Annotated in this window: 13 protein-coding genes; 10 read left to right on the forward strand and 3 right to left on the reverse strand. The window is 42.6% G+C overall.

Annotated features, from left to right (window positions below; genetic code table 11):
- Positions 1-12 precede the first annotated feature (12 nt).
- The 9 genes from RBB56_RS14455 (at position 13) to RBB56_RS14495 (ending at position 10,052) form a co-directional block, all read left to right on the forward strand.
- Positions 13-1,326 carry a DUF5716 family protein gene (locus RBB56_RS14455; RefSeq protein WP_306719668.1) on the forward strand — a complete coding sequence of 438 codons (1,314 nt, stop codon included), beginning with the start codon at positions 13-15 and terminating at the stop codon, positions 1,324-1,326.
- Between the two features lie 15 nt (positions 1,327-1,341).
- Positions 1,342-2,175 (forward strand): hypothetical protein, encoded by an 834-nt coding sequence (locus tag RBB56_RS14460; RefSeq protein WP_306719669.1) that lies wholly within the window; start codon positions 1,342-1,344, stop codon positions 2,173-2,175.
- 47 nt (positions 2,176-2,222) lie between these two features.
- The gene (locus tag RBB56_RS14465) at positions 2,223-3,437 is read left to right on the forward strand and encodes a hypothetical protein (protein ID WP_306719670.1); all 1,215 of its coding nucleotides are present in this window, start codon (positions 2,223-2,225) and stop codon (positions 3,435-3,437) included.
- A gap of 373 nt (positions 3,438-3,810) precedes the next feature.
- Complete coding sequence (locus RBB56_RS14470) at positions 3,811-4,593, forward strand: amino acid ABC transporter substrate-binding protein (RefSeq protein ID WP_306719671.1); 783 nt, start codon at positions 3,811-3,813, stop codon at positions 4,591-4,593.
- A gap of 113 nt (positions 4,594-4,706) precedes the next feature.
- Complete coding sequence (locus tag RBB56_RS14475; protein WP_306719672.1) at positions 4,707-5,357, forward strand: amino acid ABC transporter permease; 651 nt, start codon at positions 4,707-4,709, stop codon at positions 5,355-5,357.
- A gap of 15 nt (positions 5,358-5,372) precedes the next feature.
- Positions 5,373-6,128, forward strand: a complete 756-nt coding sequence (locus RBB56_RS14480; protein WP_306719673.1) for an amino acid ABC transporter ATP-binding protein — start codon at positions 5,373-5,375, stop codon at positions 6,126-6,128.
- A gap of 235 nt (positions 6,129-6,363) precedes the next feature.
- Positions 6,364-7,068, forward strand: coding sequence for a phosphoribosylaminoimidazolesuccinocarboxamide synthase (gene purC / locus RBB56_RS14485; RefSeq protein ID WP_306722170.1), 705 nt, complete (start codon positions 6,364-6,366; stop codon positions 7,066-7,068).
- 53 nt (positions 7,069-7,121) lie between these two features.
- Positions 7,122-8,555 (forward strand): adenylosuccinate lyase, encoded by a 1,434-nt coding sequence (gene purB / locus RBB56_RS14490; protein WP_306719674.1) that lies wholly within the window; start codon positions 7,122-7,124, stop codon positions 8,553-8,555.
- Between the two features lie 93 nt (positions 8,556-8,648).
- Entirely contained in the window at positions 8,649-10,052 is a 1,404-nt protein-coding gene (locus tag RBB56_RS14495; protein ID WP_306719675.1) for an amidophosphoribosyltransferase, read from the forward strand.
- Positions 10,053-10,138: 86 nt separating this feature from the next.
- Here RBB56_RS14495 and uraA read toward each other — a convergent pair whose 3' ends face one another.
- On the reverse strand, positions 10,139-11,413 hold the full coding sequence (gene uraA, locus RBB56_RS14500; protein WP_306719676.1) for a uracil permease: 1,275 nt from the start codon (positions 11,411-11,413) through the stop codon (positions 10,139-10,141).
- 480 nt (positions 11,414-11,893) lie between these two features.
- Here uraA and msrB point away from each other — a divergent pair, with 480 nt between their 5' ends.
- Positions 11,894-12,847 carry a peptide-methionine (R)-S-oxide reductase MsrB gene (gene msrB / locus RBB56_RS14505; RefSeq protein ID WP_306719677.1) on the forward strand — a complete coding sequence of 318 codons (954 nt, stop codon included), beginning with the start codon at positions 11,894-11,896 and terminating at the stop codon, positions 12,845-12,847.
- 65 nt (positions 12,848-12,912) lie between these two features.
- On the opposite strand, the gene RBB56_RS14510 is transcribed toward msrB, so the two are convergent.
- Positions 12,913-13,938, reverse strand: coding sequence for a zinc-dependent alcohol dehydrogenase (locus RBB56_RS14510; RefSeq protein ID WP_306719678.1), 1,026 nt, complete (start codon positions 13,936-13,938; stop codon positions 12,913-12,915).
- Between the two features lie 199 nt (positions 13,939-14,137).
- Positions 14,138-15,253, reverse strand: coding sequence for an ROK family protein (locus RBB56_RS14515; RefSeq protein ID WP_306719679.1), 1,116 nt, complete (start codon positions 15,251-15,253; stop codon positions 14,138-14,140).
- Between the last annotated feature and the right edge of the window lie 12 nt (positions 15,254-15,265).

Genomic DNA, 15,265 nt, shown 5'->3' on the forward strand with positions numbered 1-15,265 from the left:
GTTGAAACAGATATGCTTTTGGAGAAAAAAGAGGGGATTACGAAAAGAAACAGCGGGAAGATTGTGGTAGGCTATGATGTGAGCGATGATTATGCACAGATCAGTTACTGTACCTTAGATGACAGAGAACCGGAGACTCTCGCTCAGGTCACAGGAAGTGAACAGTATAATATTCCGGCACTATTATGTAAAAAACACGGAGTGAATCAGTGGTTCTATGGTAAGGAAGCTTTGAAGGCGGCCGAAGCAGGAGAAGGGATACCCGTAAGAAATCTCCTCACTCTTGCCAGAAAAGATGAGACTGTCGATGTGGGTGGAGAGAGCTTTGACGCGGTAGCATTGCTGACGTTGTTTATTAGAAGAAGCATGTCCATGCTAAATATAGTTGTATCCCCGGATTATCTGGAAGGGGTGATGTTTACCGTGGATGATTTGGATCAGCGGACGGTGGAAATCTTCCTGCAGGTGGCGGCGAATCTTTATTTGAAAACGGACAAGATTTTCTTCCAAAGTCATGCGGAAAGCTTCTATTATTATACCTTGTACCAGCCGAGGGAATTATGGACGCATGAAGTCCTTTTATGTGATTATGATAACCGTCGTATGAAGATATATGCCCTTAATAGCAATCGCAAGACTACACCGGTTGTTATGTATATGGATATCAGCGAATATCCTGAGATGGCGAGGGCGGATATAGAAAGTACAGCGGATATGGATGAGGATATGAAGGCGAGACTGGATATGCTTTTTCTGGACATTGCCAAAGAACAGTGCAGAGAGAAAGTGATTTCTTGTATCTATTTAATCGGAGATGGATACAGAGAGGAGTGGACGTTAGAATCGTTAAAGTATCTTTGTATGGGGCGCCGGGTCTTCAAAGGGAATAATCTTTATAGTAAAGGCGCTTGTTATGGCATAAAGGAGAAACTGGGGATTGGCAGCGAAGGAAAGGAATATGCCTTCCTCGGTTCCGATAAGCTGAAGGCGAACGTAGGTATGAGAGTGCTGCGAAGGGGATTGGACTCCTACTTCGCCGCTATGGATGCCGGGGTAAATTGGTTCGAGGCGAAGAAAGAATACGATGTAATATTGGAGGAAGGGAATGAGATATCCATTTTTCTTACACCTTTAAATGGAAAGGAAGCGAGAGAAATCCATATGGAGCTTCAAGGGATAGAAGACCGGCCAAGGAGGACGACAAGACTCCGTATTACGATGGGGATGACTTCGGAGAGTCAGCTTAGCATCCATGTGAAAGATATGGGATTCGGGGAACTATTCCCGGCTTCAGGGAGTGAATGGACGAAGACATTCGATATTTAATAAAGGAGAGATACATTGGGGAAAGTATTATTGTGCGTCGGAAAATATGCCAAAACGCCGTACTTTGTGGAAAAGTCATATCATAATGTATATTCTGCAGAGGAATTGTGTTACTGCCTGATGCAGAATGTTTATTTGGTAGATAGAGAAATCATGGATAGCAGACTGGCGGATTGGCTGGAACAGGAATGTGAGTTAAAGGAACTCGCGGAAGAGCTTAGAACACTGTTAAAAGAGGAATGCCGGATTAGCGATTTCGTAGGAGCTATTTTAGACTATGTCGGCTATGCCGGAAGGGAAGAGGCAGAGCAGGTTAAGTTAGGCCTGCAAAACGGTACGAACCTTAGCATATATGAGAAAAAGAAGGTAAGAGCGGATTATTTTGCAGAGAATGGGAAATATGTATTGTCTCTTAGAAGTTATGATGCGCTCTTGGAGGAGCTCCCGGAATCGGAAACGGTATTAAGAGCAAAGATATACCATAACAAAGGAACTGCGTATGCTCGCATTTTTCGGTTTGCAGAGGCGGCAGAAAGCTTTAAACTGGCTTTTGACTGTGATGGGACTGAGGAATCTTATATCGGATATCTTGCGTCAAGCCGTATGAGAATGAGCGAAACGGAATATGTGGATTTTATTGCGAGGAGCACACAAGACTATGAAATATCGTTAAAGGTGGAAAAGCAGTTTGAAGAAATAAACCGTCAGTTTGACGATACGGATGAGAGTAGGGTGTTGGCCGGGTTAAGGGTATATAAGGAAGAAAAGGATATGGTATCCTATTGCACACAGATAGAGAGCATCGTCGGTACGCTGAAGGAGCGGTACAGAGAAGATGTTTTGGAGTAACTGAGAGGGGATCGAACAGTTACGCTTTGGAATAACGAAGGAGAATCATGGGACTGATTAAAAATAACAGATTATTTCAGAAGTTTGCAGAATGGAAAGCAAAAAGGGAAGTTTTTCCGATCGATTATGAAGATGAGAACTGGATGGAAATCGAGTACGATAGAAAATCTCTTCAAGTTCATGATAGTGAACAGAGAGAAGAGTATATCAAGGGATTTTTGGGGCAAATATCGGAAGCAGCTCAAGAGCTCGAACGTCTGAATCTGGAATACAGCACGGTAACCTCCTATCTGAAGGATATGGAGGAAATTGAAGCGCTTCCGGAAGAAGAGATGCAGGAGCTTAAAGCGAGTGCGGAGAAAATAGATAAGTTGGAGAGCCAAAGAGGTTCTTATTTGCAGAAGAAAAATCGGATGAGCGATGAAAAGTTCCATCAGATGGAACGGATGGAGGAAGAAGCGGAAGATGCTTGCCGTAAGCTGAATGCTGCGGAGGCGGATCAGAACCGTATTCGTCAGGATTTGTCTCGATTAGAAGGTGAAAAGCATGCATATCAGTACCGCAAGGAAGAATTAAAGGCGGTGATTGCCGATTCCAAGGGGATGGTTATTATTTGCGGAGTTGCTTTTGTTGTATGTTTTATTACACTGCTCATCCTTCAATATGGTATGAGGATGAATACCCAGTTAGGATTCCTGGTGACGGCAGGACTTGCGGCCCTCGTGATTACGTTGCTCTATTTACGCCATACAGAAGCGCGCAGGGAGTTGAAAGGGGTGGAAGCTGGTATTAATCGGATTATTCTTCTCCAAAATAGAGTAAAGATCCGTTATGTGAATAATACCAATCTATTGGATTATCTTTATTTGAAATATCAAGTATCCAGCGCGAAGGAGATGAGTGGTCTCTGGGAAAAATATAAGGTGGAAAAAGAAGAGAGAAGAAGCTACCGGAGGGCAGAACTCGAATTGGATGAGTGCCAACAGGAGCTGCTTAGTATTTTAAAATGTTATCAGATCAAGGATCCTCTCGTCTGGCTGCATCAGACGGCAGCGATTCTGGATAATAAAGAGATGGTGGAAATCAGACATAATCTCATTATCCGCAGACAGTCCTTACGACGCCGTATTGATTATAATAGGGAAGTAATTATTACAGGGGCAAGAAATGCGATTAAAGATATGGTAGATAGCTATCCGCAGTATGCCAAGGAAATCACAGATATGGTAAGTAGATATGAGACGGAAATGCAGCAAGAGTAGCTACTTGGCAGGTCTGCGCATGAATTGTTGCCAGGAGGCCGTAGGCCGAATAGTGTTACTATTCACAGCTTCGCTGTACCCAGCAACAGAATGCACACAAAATGCAGTTCAACTGCATTTTTGCGCCTGAAGCACTCGTAAAATCGTATAAAATGCCAAGATAAAGCATTTGGCATCGCGATTTTGACTTCGCGGTATAGTGGCTGTGAACAGTAACCGAATAGTAACACTATACATGGTTTGCTCTTGACAGTGAAAGCACGGCGTGTTACGATGACAGCGTGCTAATGATTTAGCGAGATGAAGCGTGACTATGGTAAAGCAACGGAAAGACACGCACATTCTTTATAAAAAGAAAAGAGGAGAGAGCAACATGAAAAAGTTGATAGCGTTATTATGTGTAGCGGTGATGGCGGCAGGTGTGCTTACAGCATGTGGCAGCAGTGAAGAGAAAACATTTACAGTGGGATTTGATGCAGAATTTCCTCCCTACGGTTATATGGATGAAAAGGGAGAATACATAGGTTTTGATTTGGATTTGGCGAAGGAAGTATGCGAACGTAACGGTTGGACTTTCGTGGCGCAGCCGATCGATTGGGATTCCAAGGATATGGAATTATCCTCCGGTTCCATCGACTGCATTTGGAACGGCTTTACAATACAAGGCAGAGAGGACGCATATACATGGAGCGTACCTTATGTGGATAATAGTCAGGTATTCGTAGTTGCTACAGATTCCGGCATTAGCTCCTTTGCAGATCTTGCAGGGAAAGCAGTGGGCGTACAGAAAGACTCCTCCGCTCTTGCGGCTTTGATGGGAGATGCCTCTGATTTAGCCGATACATTTGCCAACTTGCAGCAGTATGGGGACTATAATGTGGCATTTATGGATTTGGAGCAGAATGCTATCGATGCTCTTGCTATCGATATCGGAGTTGCTAATTATCAGATACAATCGAGAGGGGAAGGTTTTGTACTTCTCGATGAGCGCTTGGCGTCAGAGCAGTATGGCATCGGATTTAAGTTAGGAAATGACGAATTGAAAGACCAAGTGGAAAAGACTTTGCTTGAAATGGCAGATGACGGAACTTTTATGCAGATTGCTGAGAAATATTCCGATTTCGGATTGAGCGAAAGTGTATGTATCGGAAAGTAATGAATTAAAAACTTATAACTAAGAACTGAAATACCGCTGCAAAACAATCGAATGGGCAGCGGTTTTCAGTTTTTATAGATATTATCTAATATAGGAAATGTAGGAGGCACGGTATGAGTTTAGCAACGATATTATCACAACTTTTGAAAGGGATGGGAATTACTGTAGAAATCTTTTTTCTGACGCTGTTATTCTCGCTGCCGCTCGGTCTGATACTTTCCTTTGGCCGGATGACGAAATATAAGCCGTTAAGAATTATCAGTAAATTTTACATATCAATTATGCGCGGTACTCCCTTAATGTTACAATTAATTGTTGTATATTTCGCTCCTTTTTATGTTTTTGGAATCAAGATAAGTTCCGGATATCGGTTTATGGCGGTGATCATCGCCTTCGTATTAAATTATGCGGCTTATTTCGCAGAAATTTATCGTTCCGGCATTGAATCGATGCCGGTAGGGCAATACGAGGCGGCGAAGGTACTGGGTTATACGCGAACCCAGACATTTTTCAAAATCATACTTCCGCAGGTGATGAAACGGATACTGCCTCCGGTTACGAATGAAACGATAACTCTCGTTAAGGATACGTCTCTTGCATTTGTTCTTGCAGAAACGGAGATGTTCACGATTGCGAAGCAGATTGCGGCGAAGGAAACGAGTATTATGCCGTTGATGGTGGCGGGTGTTTTCTATTACATATTTAACTTTGCCGTAGCTGGTTTTATGGAGTATTTGGAGAAAAAGATGAATTATTACAGATAAGGAGTGAGGTGAAAGATGAATCTGCTGGAAATTAATCATATGAAAAAAGGCTTCGACGGTATGGAGGTGCTGAAGGATATATCTCTGTCCGTGAAAGAAGGGGAGGTGGTCTCCATCATTGGGCCCTCGGGTTCAGGGAAATCCACCTTACTCCGATGTGCTACCATGCTTGAGAAGATGGATGGCGGCGAACTGAAATATATGGGAGAAAGTGCAGCATGGGAAGAGAGCGGAAGATGTATTTATGCGGGGAAACAGAAGTTAAAGGAAATCCATAAGAAATTTGGACTCGTATTTCAGAACTTCAACCTATTTCCCCATTATAACGTGATGAAAAATATTACGGATGCACCCATGAGTGTAGACAAGATATCTAAAAAGGAAGCGGAAGAACGTGCGGTGAAGCTGCTCAGACAATTGGGACTGGAAGAAAAGAGAGATGCTTATCCATATCAGCTTTCCGGCGGGCAGCAACAGCGTGTTTCGATTGCACGTGCACTTGCTCTGCAACCGAAAATCCTGTTTTTCGATGAGCCAACCTCCGCGCTTGATCCGGAGCTTACCGGAGAGGTGCTTAAGGTAATTAAGCAGTTGGCGAAGGAGCATATGACGATGATTATCGTTACTCATGAGATGCAATTTGCCAAGGAACTGTCCGACCGGATTATCTTCATGGAGCAAGGAGTGATACAGCAGGAGGGGACACCGGAAGAACTCTTTGGTACTCCGAACGAACGTGTTAGGGAATTTATCGGAAAATTCACTTCATAAACCTTCTTTTTTCAGCACAATGGAAAAAATTAAGGTTCGAGGGAAGGGCAGTATTGATTTATAAAATCAGGTAGTATATACTTCATGGTGTGATTTTGTATTGTGATATAATATGTTAACAATATTATACTGCGCCGAGCAAAGCGAGTGTGCAAAAAATATACCATGGCCGCTTGCGGACAAGGTATAACTACAGAGTTAATTCTTTATGCCTAAGGGCAGAACGGAGGAAAAGATGAAAAAACTGGAACAGCTTTATGAAGGAAAGGCAAAGAAAGTATATGCAACCGATGACCCGGATATCGTAATCGTAGATTATAAAGACGATGCGACCGCTTTTAACGGCGAGAAGAAGGGTACGATTGTAGGAAAAGGCGTTATCAATAACAAAATGACGAATCATGTGTTCAAGATTCTGGAACAAGAAGGCGTTCCGACACATCTTGTGGAGGAATTAAGCGATAGAGAAACAGCGGTGAAAAAGGTGGAAATCGTACCTTTAGAGGTGATTATCCGTAATGTAGCGGCAGGAAGCTTCTCTAAGAGACTTGGTGTTCCCGAAGGCACTCCGTTCAAAGAGCCTACCATTGAATTCAGCTATAAAAATGATGATTTGGGAGATCCCTTAATTAACAGCCACTTCGCTGTGGCGATGGAGCTGGCTACATGGGAAGAAATCGCGATTATAGAAAAGTACGCATTCAAAGTGAATGAGGTGCTGAAAGCATATTTCTTACAGGCAGGCATTAAATTAATCGACTTTAAGATAGAATTCGGACGTTTTCACGACCAGATTATTCTTGCAGATGAAACATCTCCGGATACATGCAGGCTTTGGGATGTTCGCACCAATGAGAAGTTGGATAAAGACCGTTTCCGCAGAGATATGGGCAATGTAGAGGAAGCCTATAACGAAGTATTCAAACGTTTGGGATTATAAGACAAAAAGAATGGAAAGCACTTGAGAAAGTGCAGGGAAAAAGGAGAAACGGTATGAGTACAGACAGGTATCAAAGCCCTCTTTCGGAGCGCTATGCGAGTAAGGAGATGCAGTACATTTTCTCTCCCGACATGAAGTTCAGGACATGGAGAAAGCTGTGGATAGCACTTGCTGAGACGGAAAAAGAGCTGGGGCTTAATATCTCTCAGGAACAAATCGATGAGCTGAAAGCTCACGCAGAGGATATCAATTATGAAGTAGCTAGAGAGAGGGAAAAAGAAGTGCGCCATGATGTTATGAGCCACGTCTATGCCTATGGTATACAGTGCCCCAAAGCAAAAGGCATTATCCACCTGGGAGCGACCTCTTGTTATGTGGGAGATAATACGGATATTATCGTTATGACACAGGCACTTAAGCTGGTAAAAAAGAAACTGATAAACGTGATGAAAGAGCTTGCGGACTTCGCAGATCAATATAAATCCCTGCCTACCCTCGCATTCACTCATTTTCAGCCGGCACAGCCGACTACTGTAGGGAAAAGAGCAAGCCTTTGGTTGCAGGAATTCTGCCTGGACTTAGAGGACTTGGAGCACGTGATTTCGCATATGAAGTTGCTTGGTTCCAAGGGAACTACAGGGACACAGGCTTCCTTTCTTGAACTATTCGACGGCAATCAAGAGACGATCGATCGGATAGACCCGATGATTGCGAAGAAAATGGGCTTTGAAGAATGTTATCCCGTATCGGGACAGACTTATTCCAGAAAAGTGGATACGAGAGTATTGAACGTGCTTTCAGGTATTGCAGCAAGTGCTCATAAGATGTCCAATGACATCCGTCTGTTACAGAACTTGAAAGAAATAGAAGAGCCTTTTGAAAAGGGACAGATTGGCTCTTCAGCCATGGCTTATAAAAGGAATCCGATGAGGAGTGAGAGAATCGCTTCTCTTGCCAGATACGTAATGATTGATGCGCTTAATCCGGCTATCACTTCTGCGACGCAATGGTTCGAACGGACGCTGGACGATTCCGCGAATAAGAGACTTTCCATACCGGAAGGCTTCCTTGCGATAGACGGAATTCTGGATCTGTGCCTGAACGTGGTAGATGGACTAGTCGTATATCCGAAGGTAATTGAGAAAAGGTTAATGAGCGAGCTTCCCTTTATGGCAACGGAAAATATTATGATGGATGCCGTGAAGGCAGGCGGAGACAGACAGGAATTGCATGAAAGAATCCGCACACTTTCCATGGAAGCGGGGAGAAACGTGAAAGAAGAGGGTAAGGACAACAATCTGCTCGAACTAATTGCGGCCGATCCGGCATTCAATATGACGATTGAGGACTTGCAAAAGACGATGGACCCGTCCAAGTATGTAGGACGTTCCGCAGAGCAGACAGAAGCCTTCTTAAAAGATGTAATCGGTCCCATTATAGAGGAGAATAAAGAGCTGCTCGGTATCACAGCTCAGATTAATGTATAATATTATACCGCAAGGCGTATTTTTAAAGCTGGAAAGTTTTAAAGATACGCTTTTCATACGGAAATATATTTAAAAATGATAGGGAGAGAGTTTATGGGTGGATTTTTTGGAGTAGCGTCGAAAAATGATTGCATGTTCGATTTATTTTTTGGAACGGATTATCATTCACATTTGGGAACAAGACGCGCCGGTATGGCGGTATATGGCAAAAAAGGATTTGATCGTTCAATCCACAACATCGAAAATGCACCATTTCGTACGAAATTCGATAAAGATGTCAATGAGATGAGCGGCTGTATCGGCATCGGCTGTATCTCTGATTATGAGCCTCAACCGTTAATCGTGCGTTCTCACCATGGAACCTATGCGATTGAGACAGTCGGGAAAATCAATAATCTGGACAGTATTGTAAATCATCTTTTTTCAAACGGACATTCCCATTTCCTGGAGATGAGTGGTGGAGATATCAATGCGACAGAATTAGTCGCTGCGATTATCAATGAGAAGGATAATCTGGTAGAGGGAATAAAATATGCGCAGGAAATCATCGATGGCTCTATGACCATACTGATTATGACACCGAAGGGAATCTATGCGGCGAGAGACCGTCTGGGAAGAACGCCGGTTTCTATCGGGAAGAAGGAAGATGCTTACTGTATCTCTTTTGAAAGTTTCGCCTATCTGAACCTCGGATATATGGAGGAAAGAGAATTAGGACCCGGTGAAATCGTTATTGTTACACCCGAGGGAATGCATACCCTGTCGGAGCCGGGTACTGATATGAAAATATGTACTTTTTTATGGGTATATTACGGTTATCCCTCCTCTTCCTATGAAGGAATCAGTGTGGAAGGGATGCGCTATAACTGCGGTGCGCTCTTAGCAAAGCGTGATGATGCCAATCCGGATATTGTAGCGGGGGTACCGGATTCCGGGACGGCTCATGCCATTGGTTACTCCAATGCGTCGGGACTGCCTTTTTCCAGACCTTTTATTAAATATACGCCCACATGGCCGCGTTCTTTCACGCCGACGATTCAGAGTCAGCGCAATTTAATTGCTAAGATGAAGCTCATCCCGGTACATGATTTGATTCAGGACAAGAGCCTTCTTCTTATCGATGATTCCATTGTTCGCGGTACTCAGCTTAGAGAGACAACGGAATTTCTCTATCAAAGCGGCGCTAAGGAAGTGCATATCCGTCCGGCATGTCCGCCTCTTTTATACGGATGTAAATATTTGAATTTCTCACGTTCTACCTCGGAAATGGATTTGATTACAAGGCGGGTTATTAAGGAATTAGAAAGAGAAGGAAAATTTACGCATCTTAGTGCCTATGCTGATCCGGAAACAGAAGAGTATAAAGAAATGATAGGACGTATCAGTAAAGAGCTTAATTTCACTTCCCTGCGGTATCATAGATTGGATGATATGATAGAGTCAGTGGGAATCGATAGATGTAAATTGTGTACCTATTGCTGGGACGGAAAAGAATAAGGATTGAAAAAGCCGCCTCATAAGATGAATTCATCTTGTGAGACGGCTTTTTTATTCTATAGGAAAGACCTTGTTACATTAAATATTTAATTCTTATCGTTTGTCCAGCCAAACTTATCGAAGATGTAGAATAAAAGGGAGAGAATCATACCAACGATAGCAGCCAGAACCATACCGGAAAGAGTCACGTTGAAGATACTGAGCGCAACTCCGGAAAGTCCGACAACGAATACCACTGAGGTAAGCGTTAAGTTACGGCTTCCGCTGTAATCCACTTTGCCGTCAACGATGATGCGAATGCCGGAGGTACCGATCATACCGTATAACAAGAAGGAGATACCGCCGATAACAGGACCGGGGATGGTCTGAATCAATGCGGCAATCGGTCCGACGAAGGAAGCGATAATGGAAAGAATGGCAGCGCCTGCAATTACCTGTATGGAATATACTTTGGTCATAGCCATAACACCGATGTTCTCGCCGTAAGTAGTGGTAGGAACGGCTCCTACAAATCCTGAAATAACGGTTGAGAAACCGTCTGCAAATAAAGAACGGTGAAGTCCGGGGTCCTTCAACAAGTCTCTTTCAACAATCTTACTCGTTACGATCTGATGACCGATATGCTCGGAAGTTACTACGAGAATAACCGGGAGAATCATAATAATGGATTCGAGATGAAAGCGGGGAAGCTGGAAATTCGGCATAACAAGGATGCTTGTACCCAATGCTTCTAAGACAGTGGACGATGATACTGCTCCGGTAATAATGGCGGTGACATACCCTGCAATAATTGCGATTAGAATAGGAATAACAGCAAAAAATTTTCTAAAGAGTACGTTACCGAACACTGCAAATCCCAAAGTAACGGCAAAAATAAGAAAGTTTCTTGGATCGACAGCTCCGTCTGCTCCGGGAAGGATTCCTGCGGTAGAAGCGGCAGTTCCGGCGAGTTCCAGACCAATAAGTGCAACAACAGGTCCCATAGCAGCAGATGGAAGAACGATGTCTATCCATTTAATGCCGAATTTATAAACGACAAAGGATATGGCACAGAGCGCCAGACCGACTACAATGAAGCCTCCCAGTGCTTCCTGATAGCCCCATTTCGACATAACAAGGCCTGCCGGCGCAAGAAAAGCAAAGCTGGAACCGAGGTATGCGGGTGCTTTGCCTTTGGTAATAAGAAAGAATAATAATGTGCCAATACCGTTCATTAACAGTACGACGGATGGATTGATTTGGAAGATAATGGGTACTAATACGGATGCTCCGAACATTGCGAACATATGTTGCAATGACAACGGTATCAATAGACTTACCGGTACCTTATCTTCCACCTGAATAATTTTTTTGCTTTCCACGAAGAGACCTCCCTCTATATTTTTCAAAAAAGTATATCACATGCTTTGCTATATTTCTACAATAAATTGACAAATTATTAAATTAAGAGCACAATGGAAGAAATATTTTTGTCTCGCAGTGGTTAAAATGGTAGGAAGGATCAGATTATTCGATAGCGTAGGAATAAATTTACAGTAGATGATTGCGAAATTCATCAACTGTTATAATTTCATACACAACTAGCATAACTTAAATCTGAAAGAATGGTATGAAAGATTTTTCAAGCGATTTTAGGCCACGGAGCGGAGACATAAGAATCCTTGAAGCCCTTGCTGAAAAGGATTCTTTCTCTGGCTCAGCGTAGTGTTTGGCATAACCAGAGCATGGAAAACTTTCATACCATCTTTCTTCACAATCTGTATTTATTGTGTATGAAATTTTCACAACCTATCTGTTTCGCAATTACCTAATAAATTTATAGATATGAAAGGAGTTCTTTTATGAGAAAAGAAATTTATCTGGCAGGAGGCTGTTTCTGGGGGACGGAGAAATATTTACAGGGTGTGAATGGAATTCTGGAAACAGAGGTGGGATATGCCAATGGAAATACGGAGAATCCGACGTATGAGGAGGTATGTCATTATAATACCGGGCATGCGGAAGCGGTAAAGGTGGTATATGAAAACACGGTAATCGGACTTCCTTTTCTGTTAGAGTTATATTATGATGTCATTAATCCGGTAAGCATTAATAAACAGGGAAATGATATAGGTTCTCAATATAGAACGGGAATCTATTTTGTGCAAGATGAGGATGAAGCTATTATTCGTGAATCCATAGATAAACTTCAATTAAAATATGAGCAAAAGATTGCAATTGAAGTAAAGCGCCTTGAAAATTATTACAGGGCGGAAGATTATCATCAGAAATACTTAGATAAGAATCCTCAGGGTTATTGTCATATCGGGGTGGATAAGTTTGAAAAAGCAAAGAAAGCTGTGGATACAAGCAAGAAATATACGAAGAAGTCCGGACAAGAACTGAGAGAGAGCCTCACAGAGCTTCAATTTGAAGTGACACAAAATAGTGCGACGGAACAGCCTTTTCATAATGAATATTTCGATGAATTCAGAGAAGGGATTTATGTGGATATTACGACTGGTGAACCTCTTTTCTTATCGGATGATAAGTTTGAGTCGGGCTGCGGATGGCCCAGCTTCTCAAGACCGATTGATGCGAGCCTTATTAAGGATGTTATGGATACGAGTTTTGGAAGGATAAGAACTGAGGTAAGAAGTAAAACGGGAGATGCGCATCTTGGACATGTATTCGAAGATGGACCGACGGAGCTTGGAGGGCTTAGATACTGTATTAACAGCGCTTCTTTAAGATTCATACCGAAAGAAAGCATGGAACAGGAAGGATATGGAGAATATTTGAAGTCATTAAAGTAAGAATGCCCCGAATCATATGAATGAATTGATTCGGGGTTTTTATATGGTATTCTTATCTGGAAAAATTATTCCTGCACGTTAATGATAACTTTCATAGTAGTTTCCTGATTGGCGTCTATGTAACGATAGGCGTCATTAAATTCCTGAAATGCAAAATGCTTGGAAATGAGGGCAGGAAGATTAACCTTTTTCTCGTTAGTCAATCGGATGGCATCTATATAATCTTCATTGCGGTACATCATTGTACTTTTAATATCGAGTTCGTGATCGTTAGCAACGGCGAGGTCGATCGTTGCCATTCCGGCAAAAACAGCGACGAGAATAATAGTGCTTCCTTTGCGGGCGTACTGAATCGCCTGACCCATTGTGACGTTGTTGCCTGCACAATCGTAAATGATATCCGCTTTATCCGGTCCGAAGGCATTCAAGATAGCTTCTCCTAAGTTAGTGTCCTTCGTATTGATACAGTGGTCAACGCCGCATTCTGCCGCCTTATTCAGACGATATTCACTAATATCTGTAATCATAACACTCTTGGCACCGAAGCCTTTGGCCGTCTGAGCGACCAGGTTGCCGATAGGACCTGCCCCTAAGACAACAATATTGAGATCTTTCACGTCTCCTGCCTGCTTTACTGCATGAACGGCAACGGCAAGGGGCTCGATCATAGCACCTTCATCGAAGGACATATCTTCAGGAAGAAGAGTGACCTTAGAAGCGTCTACAGCAAAATAATGGGAAGCAGTACCTGTAGTCTGGAAGCCCATAACCTTTAATTCTTCGCACAGATTATACTTTCCATGAGTACAAGGATAGCATTTTCCGCATACAACCTGGGGCTGGATGGTTACTTTCTGTCCGACCTGAAAAGAAGTTACATTGGCACCTAAAGCAGCCACTTCTCCGGATACTTCATGTCCTTGTGTGACCGGATAGGAGGTAAACGGGTGCTTGCCGTGATAAACGTGGATGTCGGATCCGCAGATTCCGATTTTCATAATTTTAATGAGAACATCATTATCTCCGGGCACCGGAACAGGAACTTCCTGAAATTCGATGATGCCTGGGTTTGTCATTACTTGTTGTAACATAAAACACCTCTTTCTTGGGAGAAAATACTTAATTAAAATACTTTACTAAAGTAATTTAATTATCAAACAAGAAAGAGGTTTTGTCAAGAGCATAGTGTGAGAAATAAATTTCTCACACGCAAATTTGTGCCTGAAGCCCAAAGTTTGCAGGTTATGAGAAAGGCATGGTTATGTATATGAAAAATATAAGCGATAATTATTATAATTTGGAGAAAAACTGATTGATAAAGTACATAGCAATGCCGACGCCGGCTGCATTTTGTTGGAAGCGGCATGCATGGAGAAAACAGCCGTCTTGTTCGAACAGAAGGTGTTCTTGCATATCATCCCATAGTCGGGGTATATATGGCTCGATATAACTGCCTACATAGCCTCCCAGGATAATATCACAGTCGAAAGTGAGATGAAGATTGGAAATAATAATAGTGAGATATTTCGTATAATTTTTCCATAGAGAGAGTGCTCCGGCATCTTCTTCTGAAAGTTTTTTAAAAAAGGACGCCAAGTTACCCTTTGTGTAATCCGCAAGGATTCGGGCAGAGCAATAGGCATCGGAGCAGCCGCATTTGCCGCAGTAGCATTGTTTACCTTCCGGTTCGATTATCATATGGCCGAATTCTCCGCTTCGAAAATGATTGCCGTAATAAAGCTCGTTATTTAAGAAGATAGCACCGCCCACGGAGTTGCTTAAAGACAGATACAGCGCGTTGTGGTGTAAATATTTTAATTCTGCCATGGCAGCACATACCGCATCGTTTTCAAAACGCACGGGAAAAGGAATGTGCTTAGCGAGGGAATTCAGGTCGATATCCTTTAAAGATAGCACATGGGAGATAACCAGACGATTTTCGGAGCTGATAACGATACCTGGGATGGAAATGCCCACGCCGAGAACTTTATTTTCAGGAATATGGGAATCCTGAATAAATTGCAGTAGTTTTTTCGATAAAGAAGAATAATAGTGTTCCGTATGATGGAAGGTAAGACGCAGCCGCAAGGAAGCGATAATATTCGCTTTCATATCGATCATGACAAAAGAAATATGATTCGATGTTATTTCAAGACCTACGGAATATTGTAATGTTTCGATAACAGACAGCGCCTTTGCTTTGCGTCCGCCGGTGGATTCATATTCGCCAACTTCATGTATGATACCTTGAGTCATTAAGTCTTTTACGCATTGGAGGGCGGTGGGCATACTGAGATTAAGAGCTGAGGCAATGTCGTTTTTAGAAGTAATCCCTTGTTCCAATATATATTTGGCAACGCGCACAACATTGCTTTCCATTTTATCTTTTTTGTACGACTGTTTCATAAATAGAGCCTG

It is taken from the genome of Kineothrix sp. MB12-C1 (genome assembly GCF_030863805.1).
In the GTDB taxonomy this organism is placed as follows: domain Bacteria; phylum Bacillota; class Clostridia; order Lachnospirales; family Lachnospiraceae; genus Kineothrix.